Genomic DNA, 19,570 nt, shown 5'->3' with positions numbered 1-19,570 from the left:
GGGGAATCCTGCTAACGTGCTCCGTGTCGGGGATCGTCGGGGGACGGCACGGGGCGGATCGGCAATGGCGGGCAGCACGGCGGGCGACGAGAACGGGCGCACCGCGTTCGCCACGCAGCTGCGTGCGGCCATCGCGACGAGCGGGCTGTCCCTGGACCGGATCCAGGCCCGGCTGCGGGCGCGCGGGGTCGTCGTCAGCGTCACCGCCCTCAGTTATTGGCAGTCCGGCAAGCGCCAGCCCGAGCGGCAGAGCTCGCTCTCGGCCGTCCGTACGCTGGAAGAGATCCTCGACGTCCCGGCGGGCGCGCTGCTCGGCCTGCTGCCCCCGCCCCGGCCCCGCGGCGGCGCCGGGAAGCGCCAGGCGGGCGGCGAGCCGATGTCGTTCCCGCGCGAGGTGCTGCAGCCGTTGCTGGACAAGGTCGGCGCCCCGAACGCGCTGGAGCGCCAGCTCCCGCTGAAACTGGTCGGGCTGCACGACCTGTGCGACATCGCCGCGGACGGCGGCCAGCGCGCGGTCACGGCCCGTGCGGTGTTCCAGGCAGTCTCGGACGGCCAGGACCGCTGGCTCCTGGTGTACACCCAGGACGACCCGGCGGCGGGCGCCCCGGAGCTGCACGCGGTCCGCAACTGCCGCGTCGGCCGCGCCGAGGTCGACGAGGCCCACGGCCTGATCGTCGCCGAGCTCCTCTTCGACCAGCCGATCAACCGCGGCGAGACGCACTTGATCGAGTACACGCTGACGAACGGCGGGCCGCCGTACCCGGAGTGCCGCAACACCCACTACCGCGAGTTCCGCCGCCCGGTGCGGGAGTACCTGCTGGAGGTCCGGTTCGCGCCGGGAACGGCGCCGGAGCGCTGCTGGCAGTACTCGCACAACGGCTCGGCGGGGTCGCTGGCCCGCCGCCAGCTGAAGCTCGACGGCGGCGACGGGGTGCACGCGGTGGCGCTGGACTTCGGGCCCGGGGTGTTCGGGATCGACTGGGATTGACCCGATAGGCAGGCACAGACGTCAGGAAAGCTTGGTGCGCAACACCTTCCCGGTCGCGTTGCGCGGCAGCTCGTCGAGGAACTCGACGTCCCGCGGCACCTTGTACCGCGCCAAGTTCGCCTTCACGTAGTCGCGGAGTTCGTCCGCGTCCGGTGAAACCCCGTCCGCCAGCACCACGAACGCCTTCAGCCGCTGGCCGAACTCCGGGTCCTCGACGCCGATCACCGCCGCCTCGAGGACGTCTTCGCGTTCCACCAAGAGGTTCTCCACCTCGATCGGGAACACGTTCTCGCCGCCGGAGACGATCATCTCGTCGTCGCGGCCGTCGATGAACAGCAGGCCGTCCTCGTCGAAGTGGCCGACGTCGCCGCTGGACAGCAGGCCGTCGATGATCTCCTTGTGGCGGCCGTCGGTGTAGCCGCCGAAGCTGAGGCCGCTGCCCACGAAGACGCGGCCGGTCACGTGCGGCTCGGTGATGCGGCGGCCGGCCGGGTCGTACAGCGCCACCTTGCAGCCGACCGGCGCGCGGCCGACCGTGCCCGGGGCCTTCCGCCAGTCCTCCGGCGTCGCGACCGTCGCCACCGCGACCTCGGTCGAGCCGTACAGGTTGTGCACCACCGGCCCGAACGCCTCGTTCGCGCGGTTGCCCAGGTCCGGCGACAGCGCCGAGCCGGCCACGAAGATGATCCGCAGCGACGACGTGTCGTACTTCTCGCGGGTTTCCTTCGGCAGGTCGACGATCCGCTGCAGCATCGTCGGCACCAGCACGAGCGCGGTGCACTTGTGCTCGGCGACGCCGCGCAGCGCCTCCTCCGGGGTGAACTTGCGGCGCATCACGACCGTCGAACCGAGCGCGAAGGAGAGGATGAACTGCGAGAGCCCGGTGCCGTGGAACAGCGGTGCGCCCATGTACGTGGCCTCGTTGGACCGCAACGGGATCCGGTCGAGGAACTGCGCCGACGCCAGCGCCGACGTGTGCGGCCGCGGCGCACCCTTCGGGGTGCCGGTCGTGCCGCTGGTGAGCAGGACGAACCCGCCCGGCTTGGCCGGCGCGGGCCACGGCCGGTCGTCGGTGCTCGCGATGATCTCGCTCAGCACGGGTACGTCCCGGCCGGTCAGGTCGCTGTCCGGGTCGACCCAGGCGAGGTAGCGGCCGACGCCCTCGGGCATCGCGTCGAGCAGGCCGGTGAACTCCTGGTCGTAGATCAGCGCGGTGACGCCTTCGCGCTTGGCGACGTCGGCCAGCTGCGGCTTCGCGAACCCGGTGTTCATCAGCAGCAGGCGGACGCCGAGCTTGCCCGCCGCCGCCATCGTGAGGACCAGGCCGCGGTGGTCGCGGCACAGCGCGGCCACGACCTGGCCCGGCTCGATGCCGCGGTGCGACCACGCCCTGGCCAGCGCGTTCGACTGGTCGTCGAGCTGCTTGTAGGTGAGCGGCCCGAGCTCGTCGACGATGCCGACGGCGGTCGGGTCGCGGCGCGCGGAGATGTGGTTCGCGCCGGCGAACGGCCCGAACTTGCGGATCGCGACCAGCGAGCGGACCCCCTCGTCGAGCCGGGGGAAGGGGACGAGCCCCGCGCGCCGCATCACGTCGACGCTGCGGGCCGTCTCGGCCACCTTGTCCGCCACCTGCGTGGCGAGCTCGACCAGGCTCATCCAGGCACCTCCATCGCTGCGGGGAAGAGAGCCCACGCCGACGGCGGGCGTACCGGCGGTATGGGAGCTACTGGAGAGTAAACCAACGTAGGCCGAACGCACCACCCGCGAGCGCGCGGAAACTGTCGGTGTCATCTGGGGCTTCGCCCCAGGACGGGGCTCCGCCACCCGAACCCCCGAAAAATGTCGGTGGTGGTCGGCACAATGTCTTCGTGCAGGTGATCGCGGGTCGTGAGGAGGACGGGAGCTTCACCGTGCACACGTCGTCGTCGACGGTGACGGGGCTGGACGAAGCGGGTTTCGCCAGGTCGGCGCGGGAACTTGAGGCGTCGCTGGAGCCCCGGTGGGTGTTCCCGTCGGCGGAGTCGACGTACCCGGTGCTCGTCGCGGCCGGGGTGCGGGTGCGGCGCTGCTACGACGTCGCGCTGGCGGAGGGGCTGCTGCTGGCGTACGAGGGCGCGGACGGGCAGTCGCGGAGCCTGCGCGCGGCCTGGGCCAGGGCGAACGGTGAGGAACCGCCACCGGACTCGACCGCCGTCGAGCTGGCGCAGCCGACGCTGTTCGACGCTCACGTGCCGACGCTGCCCGAGGGCGTGACGGTGGTCACGGCGGTCCGGCGCGTGCTGGCCGAGCAAGAGCGGCGGGTGGCCGCGACCGGGCACCCCGACCGGATGCGGCTGCTGCTGGCCGCCGAGTCGGCGAGCGCGCTGGCCGCCGTGGAGATGTCGGCCGACGGGCTGCCCTGGCGGGCCGACCTGCACGAGGCGCTGCTGGTCTCCCGGCTCGGACCGCGGGTGCGGCCCGGCGAGCGGCCGAAGGTGCTGGTGGAGCTGGCGGCGAAGATCAGCGAGGCGTTCGGCGGGCGGCCGGTGAACCCGGACTCGCCGCCGAGCGTGGTCCGCGCGCTGGCGCGAGCCGGCATCGAGGTCCCGGCGGCGCGGAAGTACCTGCTCAAGGGCATCGACCACCCGGCGGTCGGGCCGCTGCTGGAGTACAAGGAGCTCTCGCGGCTGTACACGGCGAACGGGTGGGCGTGGCTCGAGGAGTGGGTCGCCGACGGGCGGTTCCGGCCGCACTACGTCGTGGGCGGGGTGGTGTCCGGGCGCTGGGCCAGCCGGGGCGGCGGCGCGCTGCAGATCCCGAAGGTGCTGCGCACCTGCGTCCGGGCCGATCCGGGCTGGAAGCTGGTGGTGGCCGACGCCGCCCAGCTGGAGCCCCGGGTGCTCACGGCGTTGTCGGGCGACCGGCGCCTGGCCGACGTCGCGGCGGCGACGGACCTGTACGCGCGGCTGGGCGAGGCGCTGTTCTCGGGCGCCCGCTGGGTCCCGGCGGCCGACGACGACCGCGACGACCGGGCGCGGGCGAAGATCGCGATGCTGTCGGCGATGTACGGCGGCACGTCCGGCGAAGCGGGCCCCCTGCTCGCGTTGCTGCGCCAGCGGTTCCCGGACGCGGTGTCCTATGTGGAGCACGCGGCCCAGGCCGGCGAACGCGGCGAGCGGGTCCGCTCCCGGCTGGGCCGCACGTCCCCGGCCCCGTCGGCGGCGTGGCGCGCGCTCACCGGCGGGCTGGCTTCGGACGAAGCGGGGGAGCTGAAGGCCCGCCGAGCCTCCCGCGGCTGGGGCCGGTTCACGCGCAACTTCGTCGTCCAGGCCAGCGCGGCCGACATGACGGCGGTCATGCTGGCGACGCTGCGGCAGCGCCTCCCGTCCCCCGCGCACCTGGTGTTCTTCCAGCACGACGAGGTCATCGTCCACACCCCGGCCGAGCTGGCGGAGGAGGTGACGACGGCGATCACGGACAGCGTGGCGGAGGCGGCGCGAATGCTCTTCGGCCCGGCCTGCCCGGTGCGGTTCCCGCTGCACATCGCCCCGGTGGACACCTACGCCGACGCGAAGTGAGCCGTGCCGGTCATCCCGGCACGGCTCCCGCGCCTCAGGGGAACATCGAGAGCGGCTGCGTCACGACGTCCTGGTTCGGCAGGGTCCGGCCCGGGTTGCCGCGGAAGTCGGTCCAGCACGGGTACAGCCGGAAGTCGGCGCCGACCGCGGCCGCGGTGTAGTCGCCGATGAACACGCCCTGGAGCTCCTTCCCGGTGACCGCGCCGGCCGCCACGAACTGCACCTGCGGGTTCGACGTCTGCGTGGTGATCCGCCGGATCGGGGCCGTGCCGGCCCCGTCGCCCCACCCGGTGGCGTAGGCGTAGTCCAGGCCGATGCCGTGCGGGTCGTAGGCGCGCGTGTAGAAGGTGACCGCCACGCGCCCGGCCAGTGCGGCGACGGCGGGGAACACCTCGTCGGCGCCCGTGCCGATCTTCACCGGCGCCGACCAGCCGTGCCGGCCGTCGGAGCCGCTCAGGAAGGCGTCCCCGTCCGTCTTGACCGACTCGCCGTCGCGGTAGGTGCCGTGGCGGTCGTCGGCCCAGGTCACCCAGAGGTGGTCGGTCACCCGGTCGTACGCCAGCTGCGGGAAGCTGTTGACCCGGAAGTTCTCCCCGGTCAACGCGTTGTTGGCGACGTCTTCGTCGACCGGGAAGTCGAAGTCGAGCCCCACCTCGGCGTGCCGGAAGGTCCGGCCGCCGTCACGCGAGGTCGCCACGACGACGGCGTCGTGGTCGGCCGGCCGGTCGCACGCCGCCGTGGCGCACACCGATGTCTCGTAGGCGATCTGGAGCGTCCCGTCGCGGGTGACCACCGGGTTCGATCCGCTGCCGAACGGCGTGATGCCGCCCGGGAAGCCGGTCAACGACGGCGAAACACGGCGCGCCGGCGACCACGTCCGGCCGAAGTCGCCGGACTTCGACAGCACGATCGGCGATTCGACGAAGTTGCCGGCGGCGTCGTAGGTGAACTGCGTCCAGGTGACGTACACCGTGCCCGACACGGGGTCGGCGGCGATCCACTCCTTGTCGTTGAAGATGTTCGCGGGCGTCGGGGTGCCGGCCGGCGTGACGCCGTCGAGGTGCAGGATCGCCGGGTCGCCGAAGCTGCGCCCGCCGTCGTGCGAAACCGACACGGCGATTCCGCTGGCCTGCTGCTGGTCGTCCGGAACCGCGGCCCGGCTGAAGACGAGCGTCGAGTAGTAGACGGTGTTGTGTGGCCCGAACGCGATGGCCGGGTCGCCCGCCGCGTCCATGTACGACAGTGGCGCGGCCGCCCCGGTCGGGAAGTCCAGGTGCGGCAGCCGAACGTTCGCCCAGGTCTTGCCGCCGTCGAACGAGGTGTAGGCGAAACCACCGGAGTCGTTGCGGGACTCGCGGGTGTTGTAGAGCCGGTAGTCGTTGGACCCGGCGACGATGTTGCGCGGGTTTTCGGGGTTGACGGCGATGGTCGTTTCGTTCTGCGCGGTGCTGCAGCCGGTCTGGCTGCCGGTCGGGACGATGGTGTCGCCGTCGATGACGTCGCGGTTGGGCACCAGCGGCCGGTACGGGTTCGGCTTGCCGATGTAGGTCTGGCAGAGCGCGGACAGCGCGGGGTCGTCGCCGTCCTCCTCTTCCCCCTCGGCGAAACGTTCTTTGAGCAACGGGTTCGGCACGTCGTGCCGCGGCTCGGCGGCTTGCGCGGCCGGGGCGAGCACGACGGCGAGCGGCAAGAGGAGAGCGGTGAGCGTGGCGAAGATTCTTCGCTTGGCGGACGAAACACCCAAGGACATCGGCCGGTCCTTTCCCAGGAGGGTCTCCAGCCGGACCAGGCTTCTCGCGTGCCCGCACCCGGTCAACCGACGGAAGTCCGGAGCCGGACAAACCGCATTTCCGGTAGCCTGAACGGCGATGATCGACTACGGGCTCGACCTCTCCGCGGTACCGCGCGAACGCGCACTCCAGGACCTGGTGGCCGAGGGCGACGAGCTCGACGCCCTGGTCTCGACGGAGCCCGACTGGTCCCGGCCGACCCCGGCCGGAGGCTGGACGATCGCGCACCAGCTCGCCCACCTCGCCGCGGCCGATGCCAACGTGCTCACCGCCATCCGCACGCCCGAAGCCTTCGACGTCGTGCCGAAGGACGCCGACCTCGATGCCGCGGCGGGTGCGGCCGAACCGCGGCCGGAGCTGCTCGAACGCTGGCGCGGCGGCCGGGCCGAACTCGCGGACGCGCTCGGCGACGTGCCGCTGGACCACACCTTCCCCTGGTTCGGCTCGCGGGCCACCGCGGTCCTGATGGTGCCGCTCCGGCTGATGGAGACCTGGGCGCACGGCCAGGACGTCTTCGACGCGCTCGGCGTCGTGCACCGGCCGACCGGGCGGCTCCGGCACGTCGCCGCCTTGGGCGTCGCCGGGCGGGAGCTGTCGTTTTACGCGGCGCAGTCGCCGATGCCGGGCGAGCCGTTCCGCGTCGAGCTCACCGGTCCCGGCGGCGAGCTCTGGACCTGGGGTCCCGAAGACGCCGCGCAACGCGTGCGGGGCAGCGCGCTCGACTTCTGCCTCCGGGTCACCCACCGCCGGTCCCGCGCCGAAACCGGCCTCACCGCGGTCGGCGAAGACGCGGACGAGTGGCTCGACATCGCGCGCGTCTTCCTCTGAGACCGGGGCTCACGCGAGGGCGTCGTCGATCGCTTTCGTGATCCGCTTCAGCGACACCGGGTGGGCCGTCCCCAAGGTCTGCGCGAAGAAGGAAACCCGCAGCTCCTCGATCATCCACCGCACCTCGCGCAACGCCGGGGACGACGTGCCCGGCGGCAGCGAGGCCAGCGCGTCGGCGTACTCGGCCTGGATCCAGGCGACGTCGGCGGTGCGCTGCAGGTCGCGCGTCGGCTCCGTGGGCAGCTTCTCCAGCCGGCGCGAGATGCCCTGCAGGTAGCGAACGACGTTGCGCAGCCGCGAAGCACCCGTCTCCGTCACGAAACCCGGGTAGATCAGCGCGGCGAGCTGCGCACGGATGTCGGCTAGCGACTCCGCGGGGCCGCGCGTGGCCGGCAGCAGGACCTCGACGTCGTTCGCGGCGCGGAGGATCTTCTCGACGTCCGTAAGCACCCCGAGGACCTCGGGGTGCAGGCCGGCGCGGACCTTCTCCAGCAGCACCTTGAACCCGGTCTCGTCCCAGACCGGGCCGCCGCCGGCGGTCATCAGCGCGTCCACCGCGCAGTCGACGCAGTCTTCGAGCAGGGCCGCGACGCTGCCGTGCGGGTTGCGGTTCAGCACCAGCTTCGAGGAGTTGGACAGCGACCTCGTGATGAACTTCATCGGCGAGTTCAGGTTCAGCCGCAGCATCCGCCGCGTGCCCGACCACATCGCATGAGCTTGCTGGCCCGGGGTGTCGAGCATGCGCACCGCCACCGACGCACCTTCGTCGACCAGCGCCGGGTACGCCTTGACGTCGTGGCCGCGCTGGGTCGACTCGAACACCTTCGGCAGCGAGCCGAACGACGGTTTCGTCAGCCCGGCCTTCTCCAGCGTGTTGGCCGCCTTCGAGATCGTCTCGCGGACCTTCGGGGCCAGCTGCCGCTGCAGCGCTTCGACATCCTTGCCCTCGGCCACCTTCTTGCCGCGCTCGTCGACCACGCGGAACGTCGTCTTCAGGTGCTCCGGCACCGACGAAAGGTCCCAGTCCGCGTACGGCACCGTGATCCCGCGCAGCGCCCGGAGCTCGCGCCCGAGCACCTCCAGCAGCGGACCGTCCGAAGGGGACACTCGCGAAAGGACGTACTTGGCCGTGTCCGGCGCCGGGACGAAGTTGCGCCGCAACGCCTTCGGCAGCGACTTGATCAGCTGGGTGACCAGCTCTTCGCGCAGACCCGGTACCTGCCAGTCGAACCCGTCCGGCGTCACCTGGTTCAGCACCGGCAGCGGGACGTGCACGGTGACGCCGTCGGCGTCCGCGCCCGGCTCGAACTGGTAGGTCAGCTTGAAGACCTGCGTGCCCTGCGTCCACGAGTCGGGGTAGTCCGACTCCCGCACGCCGCCCGCGGTTTCGTTGATGAGCATGGACTTCTCGAACGACAGCAGGTCCGGCTGCTCGTGCCGGGCCTTCTTCCACCAGCTGTCGAAGTGCCGCACCGAAACGACGTCGTCCGACACCCGGGAGTCGTAGAACTCGTACAGCGTCTGGTCGTCGACGAGGATGTCGCGCCGCCGCGCGCGGTTCTCGAGGTCCTCGACCTCTTCCAGCAGCGCCCGGTTCTCGGCGAAGAAGTGGTGCCGAGTCTGCCAGTCGCCCTCGACCAGCGCGTGCCGGATGAACATCGCCCGCGACACTTCCGGGTCGATCCGGCCGTAGTTGACGCGGCGGTCGGCGATCAGCGGGACGCCGTAGAGCGTCACCTTCTCGGTCGCCATCACCGCGCCCTGCTTGCGTTCCCAGTGCGGCTCGGAGTAGTTCCGCTTGACGATGTGCTGCGCCAGCGGCTCGACCCACTCGGGCTCGATGCGCGCGTTGACCCGCGCCCACAGCCTCGACGTCTCGACCAGCTCGGCCGACATCACCCAGCGCGGCTGCTTCTTGAACAGCGCCGAACCGGGGAACACGCCGAAGCGGGCGCCGCGCGCGCCCAGGTAGTCGCCCTTCGCGGGGTCCTTGAGCCCGATGTGCGACAACAGCCCGGCGATCAGCGACGTGTGCACGCGCTGCGGGTCCACCGGGGACGCGTTCGTGTTCAGCGAGATGCCGAGCGGCTTGGCCAGCTGGCGCAACTGGCTGAAGATGTCCTGCCACTCCCGCAGGCGCAGGTAGTTCAGGTACTCGGTGCGGCACATCCGGCGGAACTGGTTGCCGGACAACGCCTTCTGCTGCTCGGCGACGTACTCCCACAGGTTGAGGTAGGCGAGGAAGTCCGACGTCGGGTCGGCGAAGCGCGCGTGCTGCTGGTCGGCCGCCTGCTGCTTGTCCGCCGGCCGCTCGCGCGGGTCCTGGATGGACAGTGCGGCGGCGATGATCATGACCTCGCGGACGCAGCCGTTCTTCGCCGCTTCCAGGACCATCCGGCCCATCCGCGGGTCGACCGGCAGCTGCGCGAGCTTGCGGCCGGTGTCGGTGAGGCGCCGGTCGCTGTTCCCGGCGGCCGCGCTGTCGAACGCGCCCAGCTCCTGCAGCAGGCCGATGCCGTCGGTGACCTGGCGGCGGTCCGGCGGCTCGACGAACGGGAACGCGGCGATGTCGCCGAGCCCCAGCGACGTCATCTGCAGGATGACCGACGCCAGGTTGGTCCGCAGGATCTCGGGGTCGGTGAACTCCGGGCGGCTCTCGAAGTCCTCTTCGGAGTAGAGCCGGATGCAGATGCCGTCGGACGTGCGGCCGCAGCGGCCCTTGCGCTGGTTCGCCGACGCCTGCGACACCGGTTCGATCGGCAGCCGCTGCACCTTGGTCCGGTGGCTGTAGCGGGAGATCCGCGCCGTGCCCGGGTCGACGACGTACTTGATGCCCGGCACGGTCAGCGACGTCTCGGCGACGTTGGTCGCGAGCACCACGCGCCGCCCGGCGTGGGACTGGAAGATGCGGTGCTGCTCGGCCGCCGACAGCCGCGCGTACAGCGGCAGGACCTCGGTGCCGCGCAGGTCCGCGCGGTTGAGCACGTCCGCGGTGTCGCGGATCTCGCGCTCGCCGGAGAGGAACACGAGGATGTCGCCGGGCCCCTCGGTGCACAGCTCCTCGACGGCGTCGAGGATGCCCTGGGTCTGGTCGCGCTCGTCGTCGCCCTCCGGGTCGTCGGGGTCGACGAGCGGCCGGTAGCGCGTCTCGACCGGGTACGTCCGGCCGGAGACCTCGACGATCGGCGCGTCGTCGAAGTGCTGGGAGAAGCGCTCCGGGTCGATGGTGGCCGAGGTGATGATGACCTTGAGGTCGGGGCGGCGCGGCAGCAGCTGCTTGAGGTAGCCGAGGATGAAGTCGATGTTGAGGCTGCGCTCGTGGGCCTCGTCGATGATCAGCGTGTCGTACTGGCGCAGCGAGCGGTCGGTCTGGATCTCGGCGAGCAGGATGCCGTCGGTCATCAGCTTGACCAGCGTGTCCTGCCCGGACTGGTCGGTGAACCGGACCTTGTAGCCGACGGCGTCGCCGAGCTCGGTCTTCAGCTCGCCGGCGATCCGGTCGGCGACCGTGCGCGCGGCCAGCCGGCGGGGCTGGGTGTGCCCGATCTGCCCGCGGATGCCGCGGCCGAGCTCGAGGCAGATCTTCGGCAGCTGGGTGGTCTTGCCCGAGCCGGTCTCCCCCGCGACGATCACGACCTGGTGCTTCTCGATGGCGGCCGCGATCTCGCCCTTGAGCCTGCTGACCGGCAGCTCTTCGGGGAACTCGATCTTGGGCACGCTCTCGCGCCGCGACTGCACGCGCAGCTCGGCCTTCTCGACGTCGGCGGAGATCTGCGCGAGGGCGGCATCGCGGTCACGGGCTTTGCGGGCACCGTCGAGCCGGCGGCGCAGACGCACTTCGTCGCGCGGCATCAGCTCGGGCAGGCGCGCCCGCAGTTCTGCGAAGGGGGATGGCGTGGACATTCTCGGACCGAGGATAGCCGTGCGTCACGACCCGGGCCTCCCAATATCCCGCTCGCGTGACCCGGCCCACCCCGGGCGCCCCGAGGGGCGCCCGGGTCAGGCGTCAGCCGGGCTGGCCGGGCTGCTGCGGGTACTGCTGCTGCGGCGTGCCCGGCGCCGGCTGCGGCGGCGTGGCCTTGGCGCGGTTGAGCAGCGCCGAGACGCCGACCAGCGCGAGGCCGACGACGCCGAGGCCGATGCCGAAGAACGGCTGCATGTCCGAAGCCCAGGCGATGAGCCGGAACTCGTAGTCGAACTGCTCGAGGATGAGCGAGCCGAAGCCGAGGACAGCGAAGATGACACCGATGCGCATGGCGATTCCGGCCATGGAAAACCCCCAACGGGAAAGAAAAACGGGAGCAGGCCGCCCCCGACGGCCCACGATTGGGACCGAAGGTTAACCGGCCGTCCCGGCCCTGTCGCGAGGTTTCCCGATTCGTTACCTCGGGCTCCGCTGGAGCGAGTCCGGGCCGAGATCCGCGAGCGTCCGGTGGCCCGACAACCCCATGGTCAGGTCGAAGTCCGCCAGCAGGCTCCGCAGCACGTGGCGGACGCCGTCCTCGCCGGCCTGCGCCAGGCCGTACACCCACGGGCGGCCGACCAGGACCGCCCGCGCGCCCAGCGCCAGTGCCTTGAGCACGTCCGAGCCGGTGCGGACGCCCGAGTCGAAGAGGACCTCCAGCCGGTCGCCGACCGCCGCGACGATGCCGGGCAGCGCTTCCAGCGCGCCGATCGCGCCGTCGACCTGGCGGCCGCCGTGGTTCGAGACCACGATGCCGTCCATGCCGGCCTCGGCCGCGCGGCGCGCGTCGGCGACGTGCTGGATGCCCTTGAGCACGATCGGGCCGTCCCAGTGCTCGCGCAGGAACGGCAGCTGGTCCCACGTCCGGTCGGTGCCGGTGAGCATGCCGATCCAGCGCAGGATCGCCATGTTCAGGTCTTCCTCCGGGGTCTTCTCCAGCAGGCCGCGGAACACCGGGTCGGTGAACGGGACCGCGCACCCCTCGCCCTTGAGGAACGGCAGGTACGCCTGGTCCAGATCGGACGGTCGCCAGGCCAGCGTCCACGTGTCGAGCGTGACGACCAGCGCCGTGTACCCCGCGCTCTTCGCGCGGGAAAGCAGGCTCGCGCAGACGTCCGCGTCACCGGGCCAGTACAGCTGGAACCAGCGCGGGCCGTCGCCGTTGGCCGCGGCGACGTCCTCGATGCTCGTCGACGACGCCGTGGAGAGGATGAACGGCAGCCCGATCGACGCGGCGGCGCGGGCGGTCGCGGACTCGGCGTCCGGGTGCACGATCGACTGGACGCCGACCGGCGCGACGGCCACCGGAGCGGGCAGCCGGGTGCCGAGCACCGTCGTGGCCAGGTCGCGCTCGGTGGCGCCGGTCAGCATCCGCGGGACGACGCGCCAGCGGTCGAACGCCTCGCGGTTGGCGCGCGCGGTCGCGCCGGAACCGGCCGCGCCGGCGACGTAGGAGAACGGACCGGGTGCCATGACCTCGCGGGCCGACGCCTCGAGCTTGTTCGCGTCGGTCGAGCACGGCGGCAGCTGACCCCCGAGTCCCTGCAGGTAGATCTCGTTCTGGTAGCTGCCGAAGCGTTCGGTCACGGGTTCCTCCTCGCGTTCGAGGGGGCACTGTACTCGCCGGTACTTCCACCCGGCGCCGCGAACTGACCGGCGGGTAACCTGAGCGGGCCCGACGTCGGACGATGAGGAGTGACATGCGCGCGCACGACGTGGTCCTGTTCGGTGCCACCGGGTTCACCGGCGGGCTGACCGCCGAGTACCTGGCCCGCCACGCGCCCGCCGACCTGCGCTGGGCCCTCGCCGGGCGCAACCGCGGCAAGCTCGAAGCCGTCCGGGCCCGGCTGGCGGCCATCGACGACCGGTTCGCCGCGCTCGACCTGCTGATCGCCGACTCCGCGGATCCCGAGGCGCTGCGGGCCGTAGCTGAATCGGCGAAAGTGGTCATCACGACCGTCGGGCCGTACCTGACGCACGGCGAACCGCTGGTGGCGGCGTGCGCCGAGGCGGGCACGGACTACGTCGACCTCACCGGCGAACCCGAGTTCGTCGACCGGATGTACCTGGCGCACGACCGGCGCGCCCGCGAGACCGGCGCGCGGCTGGTGCACGCGTGCGGCTTCGACTCCATCCCGCACGACCTCGGCGCGTGGTTCACCGTGCGGCAGCTGCCCGAGGGCGTGCCGCTGAAGGTCGACGGGTACGTCCGGGCCGGCGGGATGCCGTCCGGGGGCACGTTCCTCAGCGCGCTGACCATCATGTCCCGGCTGCCGGCCGGGGCCCGGGTCGCTCGTGAACGGGCCGCGGCCGAGCCCCGGCCCGCCGGCCGGTTCGCGCACGCCCCGCTCGGGCGCCCGCACCGCGTCGCCGACCCCGGCTGGTGGGCGGTGCCGCTGCCGACCATCGACCCCGAGGTCGTCCGCCGGTCGGCGGCCGCGTCCGAGCGCTACGGACCCGACTTCACCTACCGGCACTTCGCCGCGGTCAAGCACCTGCCGGTGCTGGCCGGCGGCGTGGCGGGCGCGGGCGCCCTGCTCGCCGCGGCGCAGGTACCGCCGGCGCGGCGGGCGCTGTCGCGGCTGCTCGCGCCCGGCGGCGGGCCGAGCCCCGAGCGCCGCGCGCGGTCGTGGTTCTCGGTGCGGTTCTTCGGCGAGGGCGGCGGCTCGCGGGTCGTCACGGAGGTGTCCGGCGGCGACCCCGGCTACGACGAGACGGCGAAGATGCTCGCGGAATCGGCGTTGTGCCTGGCGACCGACGAACTTCCGGAAACGGCGGGCCAGGTGACCACGGCGACCGCCATGGGTGACGCGCTCATCGACCGCCTCGTCAAGGCGGGCATTCGCTTCGAGACGCTCTGAGGTTTTCACGCTTTCACAGCGGCGGGCGTGAAAATCCGGTGCTGTGATGAATCTTCTGACGCCTCCGCTCCGCGATTAGCGTCGATCGGGTTCTCCCCTCCCCTTCGCGTTTTTCCAAGGAGCGTCATGAGATTGCCGCAACGGTTCGCCGCGCTCGGCGGCGCCACGGCGGCGGGCATGGTGGTGGTCGGCATCGCCGTCGCCGCGCCCGCGCAGCCCGCGCCCGAACCGCCGCCCTCCGCCGCGCAGGCGCAGGCCAACGCCACCGGCGCCGCCGCGAGCCTGGTCGCGGCCCGCCCCGCCGCGCTGTTCACCGGCACGCACGACAAGTTCGTCCAGCGGGACGTGCGGTCCGCCGGCGGCCTGTCGTACGTCGTCTACGACCGCACCTACGACGGCCTGCCCGTGATCGGCGGCGACCTGGTCATCGCCACCGACGCCGCCGGCACCGTGAAGACGACGTCGGTCGCGCAGCAGCAAGCACTCGGCGACCTCGACGTCCGCGGCGCCAAGCTGTCCGCGCAGCAGGCCGAGGCCGTCGCCCGCAAGCAGGTCCGCGGGCCGAAGAGCCTGCCCGGCGGCAAGCTCGTCGTGGTGGCCGACGGCAGCGGGCGGCTGGCCTACGAAAGCAACGTCGAAGGCACCGACGAGCACGGCGAGCCGAGCAGCCTGAGCGTCTACGTCGACGCCGTGGACGGCCGGGTGCTGCGGAGCGTGCAGCACGTCGCCGCGGGTACCGGCACCGGCAAGTGGAACGGCCCGTCGCCGCTGGCGCTCAACACCACGAAGTCCGGCAGCACGTACTCGATGGCCGACCCGAACACGGCCAACCTGGACTGCCGCAACTACAGCAGCGACGCCGTCCTCACCGGACCGGACGACAGCTGGGGCAACGGCAGCGGCACGAACATCGAAACCGGCTGCGCGGACGCGTTGTTCGTCGCGCAGACCGAAAAGAAGATGCTTTCGGAATGGGTGGGCCGCAACGGCTTCACCGGCAACGGCGGCGCGTGGAAGATCCGCGTCGGCCTCGACGACGAAAACGCGTACTACTACAACTCGCGCCCGGCCTACGTGAACCTCGGGCACAACCCGAGCGGCGAATGGGTCGGCTCGCTCGACATCCTGGGCCACGAAATGGGCCACGGCATCGACGACTACTCCGGCTCCGGCGGCTTCTCCGGCGGCGGCACGCAGGAGTTCATCGCCGACACCTTCGGCACCGCGACGGAGTTCTACGCGAACGAGCCGTCGCAGTACGACCCGCCGGACTACGCGATCGGCGAGGAGGTCAACCTGGTCGGCACCGGCGCGATCCGCTACATGTACGACCCGTCGAAGGTCGGCGACCCGAACTGCTACTCCAGTTCGACCCCGAACGCGGAGGTGCACAAGGCGGCCGGGCCCGGCGACCACTGGTTCTACCTGCTGGCCGAGGGCAGCAACCCGACGAACGGGCAGCCGGCGAGCTCGACGTGCAACAACACCTCGGTGACCGGTCTGGGCATCCGCAAGGCGATCAACATCATGCACGGCGCCGTCCAGCTGAAGACGTCCGGCAGCAGCTACCTGCGCTACCGCACGTGGACGCTGCAGGCCGCGAAGAACCTGTACCCGGGCAGCTGCACCGAGTTCAACACCGTCAAGGCGGCGTGGAACGCGGTGAGCGTGCCGGCGCAGTCCGGCGACCCGACGTGCACGGACACCCCGCCGACCACCACCACGCCCCCGACGACGACCACCCCGCCGACCACGACCACGCCGCCCCCGGGCGGGTGCAGCGGGCAGCAGGTGCAGAACCCGGGCTTCGAGTCGGGCCAGGCGTCGTGGACCGACCCGAACACCACGATCGGCCAGTGGGGCAGCCAGGCGCCGGCGCGCTCGGGCAGCTACGGCTCGTGGCTCGGCGGCTGGGGTTCGGCGCACACCGACACGGTTTCGCAGTCGGTGACGATCCCCGCGAACTGCCGCGCCAGCCTGACGTTCTGGCTGCGCGTGTGGACCGGTGAGACCGAGAACGTCGCTTACGACAAGCTCGTCGTGGCCCTCGGCTCGACGACGCTGGCGACGTACTCGAACCTCGACCGCAACTCGGCCTACGTCCAGAAGACGATCGACGTGTCGTCGTTCGCCGGGCAGACGGTCACGCTGAAGTTCGCCGGGACCGAGGACCAGTCCCTGCAGACGTCGTTCGCCGTGGACGACACCGCGCTCACGGTCAGTTGATCCCCCGGCGAGGCCTGTCACCTACTTTGGTGGCAGGCCTCGTTGCGCGGTGTTCCGCGAGAATTCATGCTTACCCGATGGAAGCGCTGCCTGCGGAAGTCGCCACCGCGGTCCGGGAAGGACCGTTCGAGGTGGCGTTCGACGCGGCGATCCGGCACCGCGGGCTGAGCCTGGAAGCACTGCAGCGGCGGATGGCCACGCACGGCGCCCAGGTCAGCCTGGCGACGCTGAGCTACTGGCGCCGCGGCCGGCGTCACCCGGAAGGGCACCGCTCGCTGCACGCGGTCGGCGTCGCGGAAGGATGCCTCGGCCTGCCCGCGGACGCGTTGACGACGCTGGTCGCGCGCCCCCGCGAGCGCACGCCGTGGCCCGGCGGGGTCAGCCTGGCCAGCGCGCTGGGGTCCGAGCCGACGGAGCTGGCCTCCTGCGACGGCATCGACCTCGACGGCAACGCCCGCCTGGCGCTGGCCTCGGTCCACCAGCGCGCGACGCTCGGCCCGGACCGCACCGAGCGCTCGGTCCGTTCGGAGCTGGTGGTGACCAGCCGCGAGGACGGCGTCGACCGCTGGGTCTCCTTCTTCCGCCCGCAGACCGGCGGCGGCCACCGGCCGGTGCTGCGGTCGGCGAACTGCTGCCGCCCCGGCCGCGTCCGCCGCGACCCGGCGTCCGAGCTGATGGCCGTGGAGCTGCGCTTCGACTACCCGCTGCGGGCGGGCGAGACGTACGTGTTCGACTTCGAGTTCGGGTACGAGGGGACGCCGCCGGAGACGAGTTACCTGCAGTTCGGGGTGCGCGCACCGGCCCGCCAGATCGTGCTGCAGGCGGCCTTCGACCCGGCGGCGGTGCCGGTGCGCTGCTACCGCTACCACCAGCCCCGGGAGGGCTCGCCGGACGGGGAGCGGTCGCGGGAGCTGCCGGTGGGGCCCAGCCTGACCAGCCACATCGCGGTGCTGGACGCCCAGCCGGGGGTCTACGGGATGGTCTGGGAGTGGGACTGAGCCGAGCCCGGCCGCCGGTTGGGTGGGTGGCCGGGTTGTCGTGACCGCACCTGGGCCGCGACCCGCCCCGCGTACGCCGCCCGCCCCGCCGGGTCCAGTTCCGTCAGCGCCCGGTCGTCGCCGATCAGGCCGCGGGCCCAGGACATCACCGGTTCCGGGGTGATCGCCGCCAGCAGGTCCCAGCCCGCCAGCCACCGCGGGACCGCCGTCTCCGCGCGCCGGGTCCGGAGCGTGCCCGCGATCGCCTCGGCCACGTCCTCCGGGTCCACTGTGGGCAGTGCTCCCCCGAGCCGCACCCCCGAAGACAACTCGGTCCGCACGGCGCCGGGCAGCACCGCGCTCACGCTCACCCCCGTCGCCGCGTACTCGCGGCGGACCGCCGCCGTCAGGCCGACCGCCGCGAACTTGCTCGCGTTGTAGGCCGCCATGCCCGGCAGCGGGATCTTGCCCGCCATCGACGCCACGTTCACCACGTGCCCCCGCTCGCGCGCGATCATGCCCGGCAGCACCGAGCGCAGGCCGTTGACCAGGCCCTGGACGTTGACGTCCAGGGTGGTCCGGCCGACCTCGTCCGGCTCCGCCAGGAAATCCCCGAGCGGCATCACACCGGCGTTGTTGACCAGGACGTCGATCCGCCCGAACCGCGAAGTCACCGCCTCGGTGAAGGCGTCGAAGGATTCGCGCGCGGTCACGTCCAGCGGGAAGCTGTGCGCGTCCGCGATCGGCACGGTGTCCAGGTCGCCGACGCACACCGTGGCCCCGCGCGCGGCGAACTCCGCCGCCGTCGCGCGGCCGATTCCCCGTGCCCCGCCGGTGATCGCGACGACCGCGCCGCGCGGGTCGATGACCGGGTAGCCGCTACCGAACCGCATGGGCCCTCCTGATTTCGTAGTCCTTCTCGTCGAACGAACCCACCTGTGAGCGCAGCCGTCCGGTCGAGAACGGCCAGCTGAAACTGTTGCGCCCGTTGACGTCCGTGTAATAACTGGAGCACCCGCCGGACTGGTAGACCGTGCCCGGCAGCGCCGCCTGGACGTCCGCGTCGAACGCCTCCTGGACCGAAGCCCGCACCGAAACCGACGCCCAGCCCGAGCGCAGCGTCCGGGTCACCGCCGCCACCGTGTGCCGCAGCTGGGCTTCCATGATCATGAACGCCGACGAGTGCCCGGTGCCGAGGCTCGGTCCGAGCAGCAGGTACAGGTTGGGGAAGCCGGCCACCGTCGTCCCGAGGTACGCCCGCGGGCTGCCTTTCCAGTGGTCGTCGAGGCTGCGGCCGTCGCCGTCGAACACGCGCGCCGACACCGGCATGTCGAGGATGTGGAAGCCGGTGCCGAAGATGATCGCGTCGACCTCGGCCGACGAGCCGTCCGCACCGAGCACGCGACCGTCCCGAATGGCCGAGACGCCCGTCGCGTGGACGTCCACATGGGACTCGGTGAGCGACCGGTAGTAGGTGTTGGACATCAGGAGCCGCTTGCACCCGAGCGTGTAGTCCGGTGTCAGCGCCTTGCGCAGCACCGGGTCCCGCACGGTCAGCCGCAGGTGCGCGAGGCCGATCTTCTGCACCTGCCGCAGCAGCCACGGGTGCCGGAAGCCGAACCCGAGCGTCTCCATCGCGCCGTATTCCGCCCGGCGCAACGCCCGCTGCAGCGCCGGGAACCGCCGGAGCAGGAACCGTTCGACGCCGGGGACGTGGTGGTCGGGCTTCGGCAGCACCCACTGAGCGGTGCGCTGGAACAGGTGCAGCTCCGCCACCCGCGGCACGATCTCGGGCACGAACTGCACCGCGGACGCGCCCGTGCCGATCACCGCGACGCGCTTGCCCGCCAGGTCGTAGCCGTGGTTCCAGCGCGCGGAGTGGAAGACTTCGCCGGGGAACTCCGCGAGACCGGGCAGGTCCGGGACCTTCGGTTCGTGCCACGGCCCGGTGCCGGCGACGAGGATCCGCGCGGTGTACGGGCCGGCCGACGTTTCCAGTTCCCACCGGCCATCCCGGGGATTCCACTGCGACCGCGTGACCTCGACGCCGTACCGGATCTTCTCCGTGACGCCGAACCGCGCGGCCGTCTCGTGCAGGTACGCCCGGATCTCCGGCTGCCCGGCGAACGCGCGCGTCCACTCCGGGTTCGGCGCGAAGGAGTAGGAGTACAGCGCGGACGGGACGTCGCAGGCGCAGCCGGGGTAGGTGTTGTCGCGCCAGGTGCCGCCGAGCGAGTCCGCCTTCTCCAGCACGGCGAGGTCGGTGACCCCGGCTTGGCCGAGGCGGATGGCCGCGCCCAATCCCGACGCCCCGGCTCCGACGACGAGGACTTCGAAGTGGCGTTGTTCCATTTTCGGAGACTAACAGTATCTCGATAC

13 protein-coding genes are annotated in these 19,570 nt (G+C 72.0%); 6 read left to right on the top strand and 7 right to left on the bottom strand.

What is annotated here, in order from left to right:
• Positions 1-64 precede the first annotated feature (64 nt).
• A complete protein-coding gene (locus ACLJQM_RS15385; protein ID WP_247020076.1) occupies positions 65-988 on the top strand; it encodes a hypothetical protein in 924 nt (307 codons plus the stop codon).
• A 21-nt stretch (positions 989-1,009) separates the two neighbouring features.
• On the opposite strand, the gene ACLJQM_RS15380 is transcribed toward ACLJQM_RS15385, so the two are convergent.
• Positions 1,010-2,644 (bottom strand): acyl-CoA synthetase, encoded by a 1,635-nt coding sequence (locus tag ACLJQM_RS15380; protein ID WP_247020074.1) that lies wholly within the window; start codon positions 2,642-2,644, stop codon positions 1,010-1,012.
• Between the two features lie 212 nt (positions 2,645-2,856).
• Between ACLJQM_RS15380 and ACLJQM_RS15375 the strand changes: the two genes are divergently transcribed.
• Entirely contained in the window at positions 2,857-4,545 is a 1,689-nt protein-coding gene (locus tag ACLJQM_RS15375) for a bifunctional 3'-5' exonuclease/DNA polymerase (RefSeq protein ID WP_410631764.1), read from the top strand.
• Positions 4,546-4,579: 34 nt separating this feature from the next.
• Here ACLJQM_RS15375 and ACLJQM_RS15370 read toward each other — a convergent pair whose 3' ends face one another.
• Positions 4,580-6,295, bottom strand: coding sequence for a sialidase family protein (locus ACLJQM_RS15370; RefSeq protein ID WP_360777108.1), 1,716 nt, complete (start codon positions 6,293-6,295; stop codon positions 4,580-4,582).
• Positions 6,296-6,413: 118 nt separating this feature from the next.
• Here ACLJQM_RS15370 and ACLJQM_RS15365 point away from each other — a divergent pair, with 118 nt between their 5' ends.
• Positions 6,414-7,163 (top strand): TIGR03084 family metal-binding protein, encoded by a 750-nt coding sequence (locus tag ACLJQM_RS15365; protein WP_410631763.1) that lies wholly within the window; start codon positions 6,414-6,416, stop codon positions 7,161-7,163.
• A 9-nt stretch (positions 7,164-7,172) separates the two neighbouring features.
• On the opposite strand, the gene hrpA is transcribed toward ACLJQM_RS15365, so the two are convergent.
• The 3 genes from hrpA to ACLJQM_RS15350 all read right to left on the bottom strand — a co-directional run bounded on the left by hrpA (position 7,173) and on the right by ACLJQM_RS15350 (position 12,714).
• Entirely contained in the window at positions 7,173-11,066 is a 3,894-nt protein-coding gene (gene hrpA, locus ACLJQM_RS15360) for an ATP-dependent RNA helicase HrpA (protein ID WP_410631762.1), read from the bottom strand.
• Positions 11,067-11,169: 103 nt separating this feature from the next.
• Entirely contained in the window at positions 11,170-11,418 is a 249-nt protein-coding gene (locus ACLJQM_RS15355) for a hypothetical protein (RefSeq protein WP_247020064.1), read from the bottom strand.
• 126 nt (positions 11,419-11,544) lie between these two features.
• Complete coding sequence (locus tag ACLJQM_RS15350) at positions 11,545-12,714, bottom strand: lactate 2-monooxygenase (protein WP_410631761.1); 1,170 nt, start codon at positions 12,712-12,714, stop codon at positions 11,545-11,547.
• Between the two features lie 113 nt (positions 12,715-12,827).
• Here ACLJQM_RS15350 and ACLJQM_RS15345 point away from each other — a divergent pair, with 113 nt between their 5' ends.
• The 3 genes from ACLJQM_RS15345 to ACLJQM_RS15335 all read left to right on the top strand — a co-directional run bounded on the left by ACLJQM_RS15345 (position 12,828) and on the right by ACLJQM_RS15335 (position 17,212).
• A complete protein-coding gene (locus ACLJQM_RS15345) occupies positions 12,828-13,988 on the top strand; it encodes a saccharopine dehydrogenase family protein (protein WP_410631760.1) in 1,161 nt (386 codons plus the stop codon).
• Positions 13,989-14,114: 126 nt separating this feature from the next.
• Positions 14,115-16,214 carry a M4 family metallopeptidase gene (locus ACLJQM_RS15340; RefSeq protein ID WP_410631759.1) on the top strand — a complete coding sequence of 700 codons (2,100 nt, stop codon included), beginning with the start codon at positions 14,115-14,117 and terminating at the stop codon, positions 16,212-16,214.
• A gap of 77 nt (positions 16,215-16,291) precedes the next feature.
• On the top strand, positions 16,292-17,212 hold the full coding sequence (locus tag ACLJQM_RS15335; protein ID WP_247020055.1) for a hypothetical protein: 921 nt from the start codon (positions 16,292-16,294) through the stop codon (positions 17,210-17,212).
• Here ACLJQM_RS15335 and ACLJQM_RS15330 read toward each other — a convergent pair.
• Positions 17,185-18,084 carry an SDR family oxidoreductase gene (locus tag ACLJQM_RS15330; RefSeq protein WP_410631758.1) on the bottom strand — a complete coding sequence of 300 codons (900 nt, stop codon included), beginning with the start codon at positions 18,082-18,084 and terminating at the stop codon, positions 17,185-17,187. The genes ACLJQM_RS15335 and ACLJQM_RS15330 overlap by 28 nt on opposite strands.
• Complete coding sequence (locus ACLJQM_RS15325) at positions 18,071-19,543, bottom strand: flavin-containing monooxygenase (protein WP_410631757.1); 1,473 nt, start codon at positions 19,541-19,543, stop codon at positions 18,071-18,073. The genes ACLJQM_RS15330 and ACLJQM_RS15325 overlap by 14 nt, the downstream gene beginning before the upstream one ends.
• Positions 19,544-19,570 lie beyond the last annotated feature (27 nt).

Source organism: Amycolatopsis sp. cmx-4-83, assembly GCF_046548815.1.
GTDB lineage: Bacteria > Actinomycetota > Actinomycetes > Mycobacteriales > Pseudonocardiaceae > Amycolatopsis > Amycolatopsis pretoriensis_A.
This window is presented reverse-complemented; position numbering and strand designations above follow the sequence as displayed.

What these genes read in the sequence shown, in the direction of transcription:
- ACLJQM_RS15385 (WP_247020076.1), top strand. Translation starts at nt 65, where the DNA reads ATGGCGGGCAGCACGGCGGGCGACGAGAACGGGCGCACCGCGTTCGCC.
- ACLJQM_RS15380 (WP_247020074.1), bottom strand. Translation starts at nt 2,644, where the DNA reads ATGAGCCTGGTCGAGCTCGCCACGCAGGTGGCGGACAAGGTGGCCGAG.
- ACLJQM_RS15370 (WP_360777108.1), bottom strand. Translation starts at nt 6,295, where the DNA reads ATGTCCTTGGGTGTTTCGTCCGCCAAGCGAAGAATCTTCGCCACGCTC.
- ACLJQM_RS15365 (WP_410631763.1), top strand. Translation starts at nt 6,414, where the DNA reads ATGATCGACTACGGGCTCGACCTCTCCGCGGTACCGCGCGAACGCGCA.
- hrpA (WP_410631762.1), bottom strand. Translation starts at nt 11,066, where the DNA reads ATGTCCACGCCATCCCCCTTCGCAGAACTGCGGGCGCGCCTGCCCGAG.
- ACLJQM_RS15355 (WP_247020064.1), bottom strand. Translation starts at nt 11,418, where the DNA reads ATGCGCATCGGTGTCATCTTCGCTGTCCTCGGCTTCGGCTCGCTCATC.
- ACLJQM_RS15345 (WP_410631760.1), top strand. Translation starts at nt 12,828, where the DNA reads ATGCGCGCGCACGACGTGGTCCTGTTCGGTGCCACCGGGTTCACCGGC.
- ACLJQM_RS15340 (WP_410631759.1), top strand. Translation starts at nt 14,115, where the DNA reads ATGAGATTGCCGCAACGGTTCGCCGCGCTCGGCGGCGCCACGGCGGCG.
- ACLJQM_RS15335 (WP_247020055.1), top strand. Translation starts at nt 16,292, where the DNA reads ATGGAAGCGCTGCCTGCGGAAGTCGCCACCGCGGTCCGGGAAGGACCG.
- ACLJQM_RS15330 (WP_410631758.1), bottom strand. Translation starts at nt 18,084, where the DNA reads ATGCGGTTCGGTAGCGGCTACCCGGTCATCGACCCGCGCGGCGCGGTC.
- ACLJQM_RS15325 (WP_410631757.1), bottom strand. Translation starts at nt 19,543, where the DNA reads ATGGAACAACGCCACTTCGAAGTCCTCGTCGTCGGAGCCGGGGCGTCG.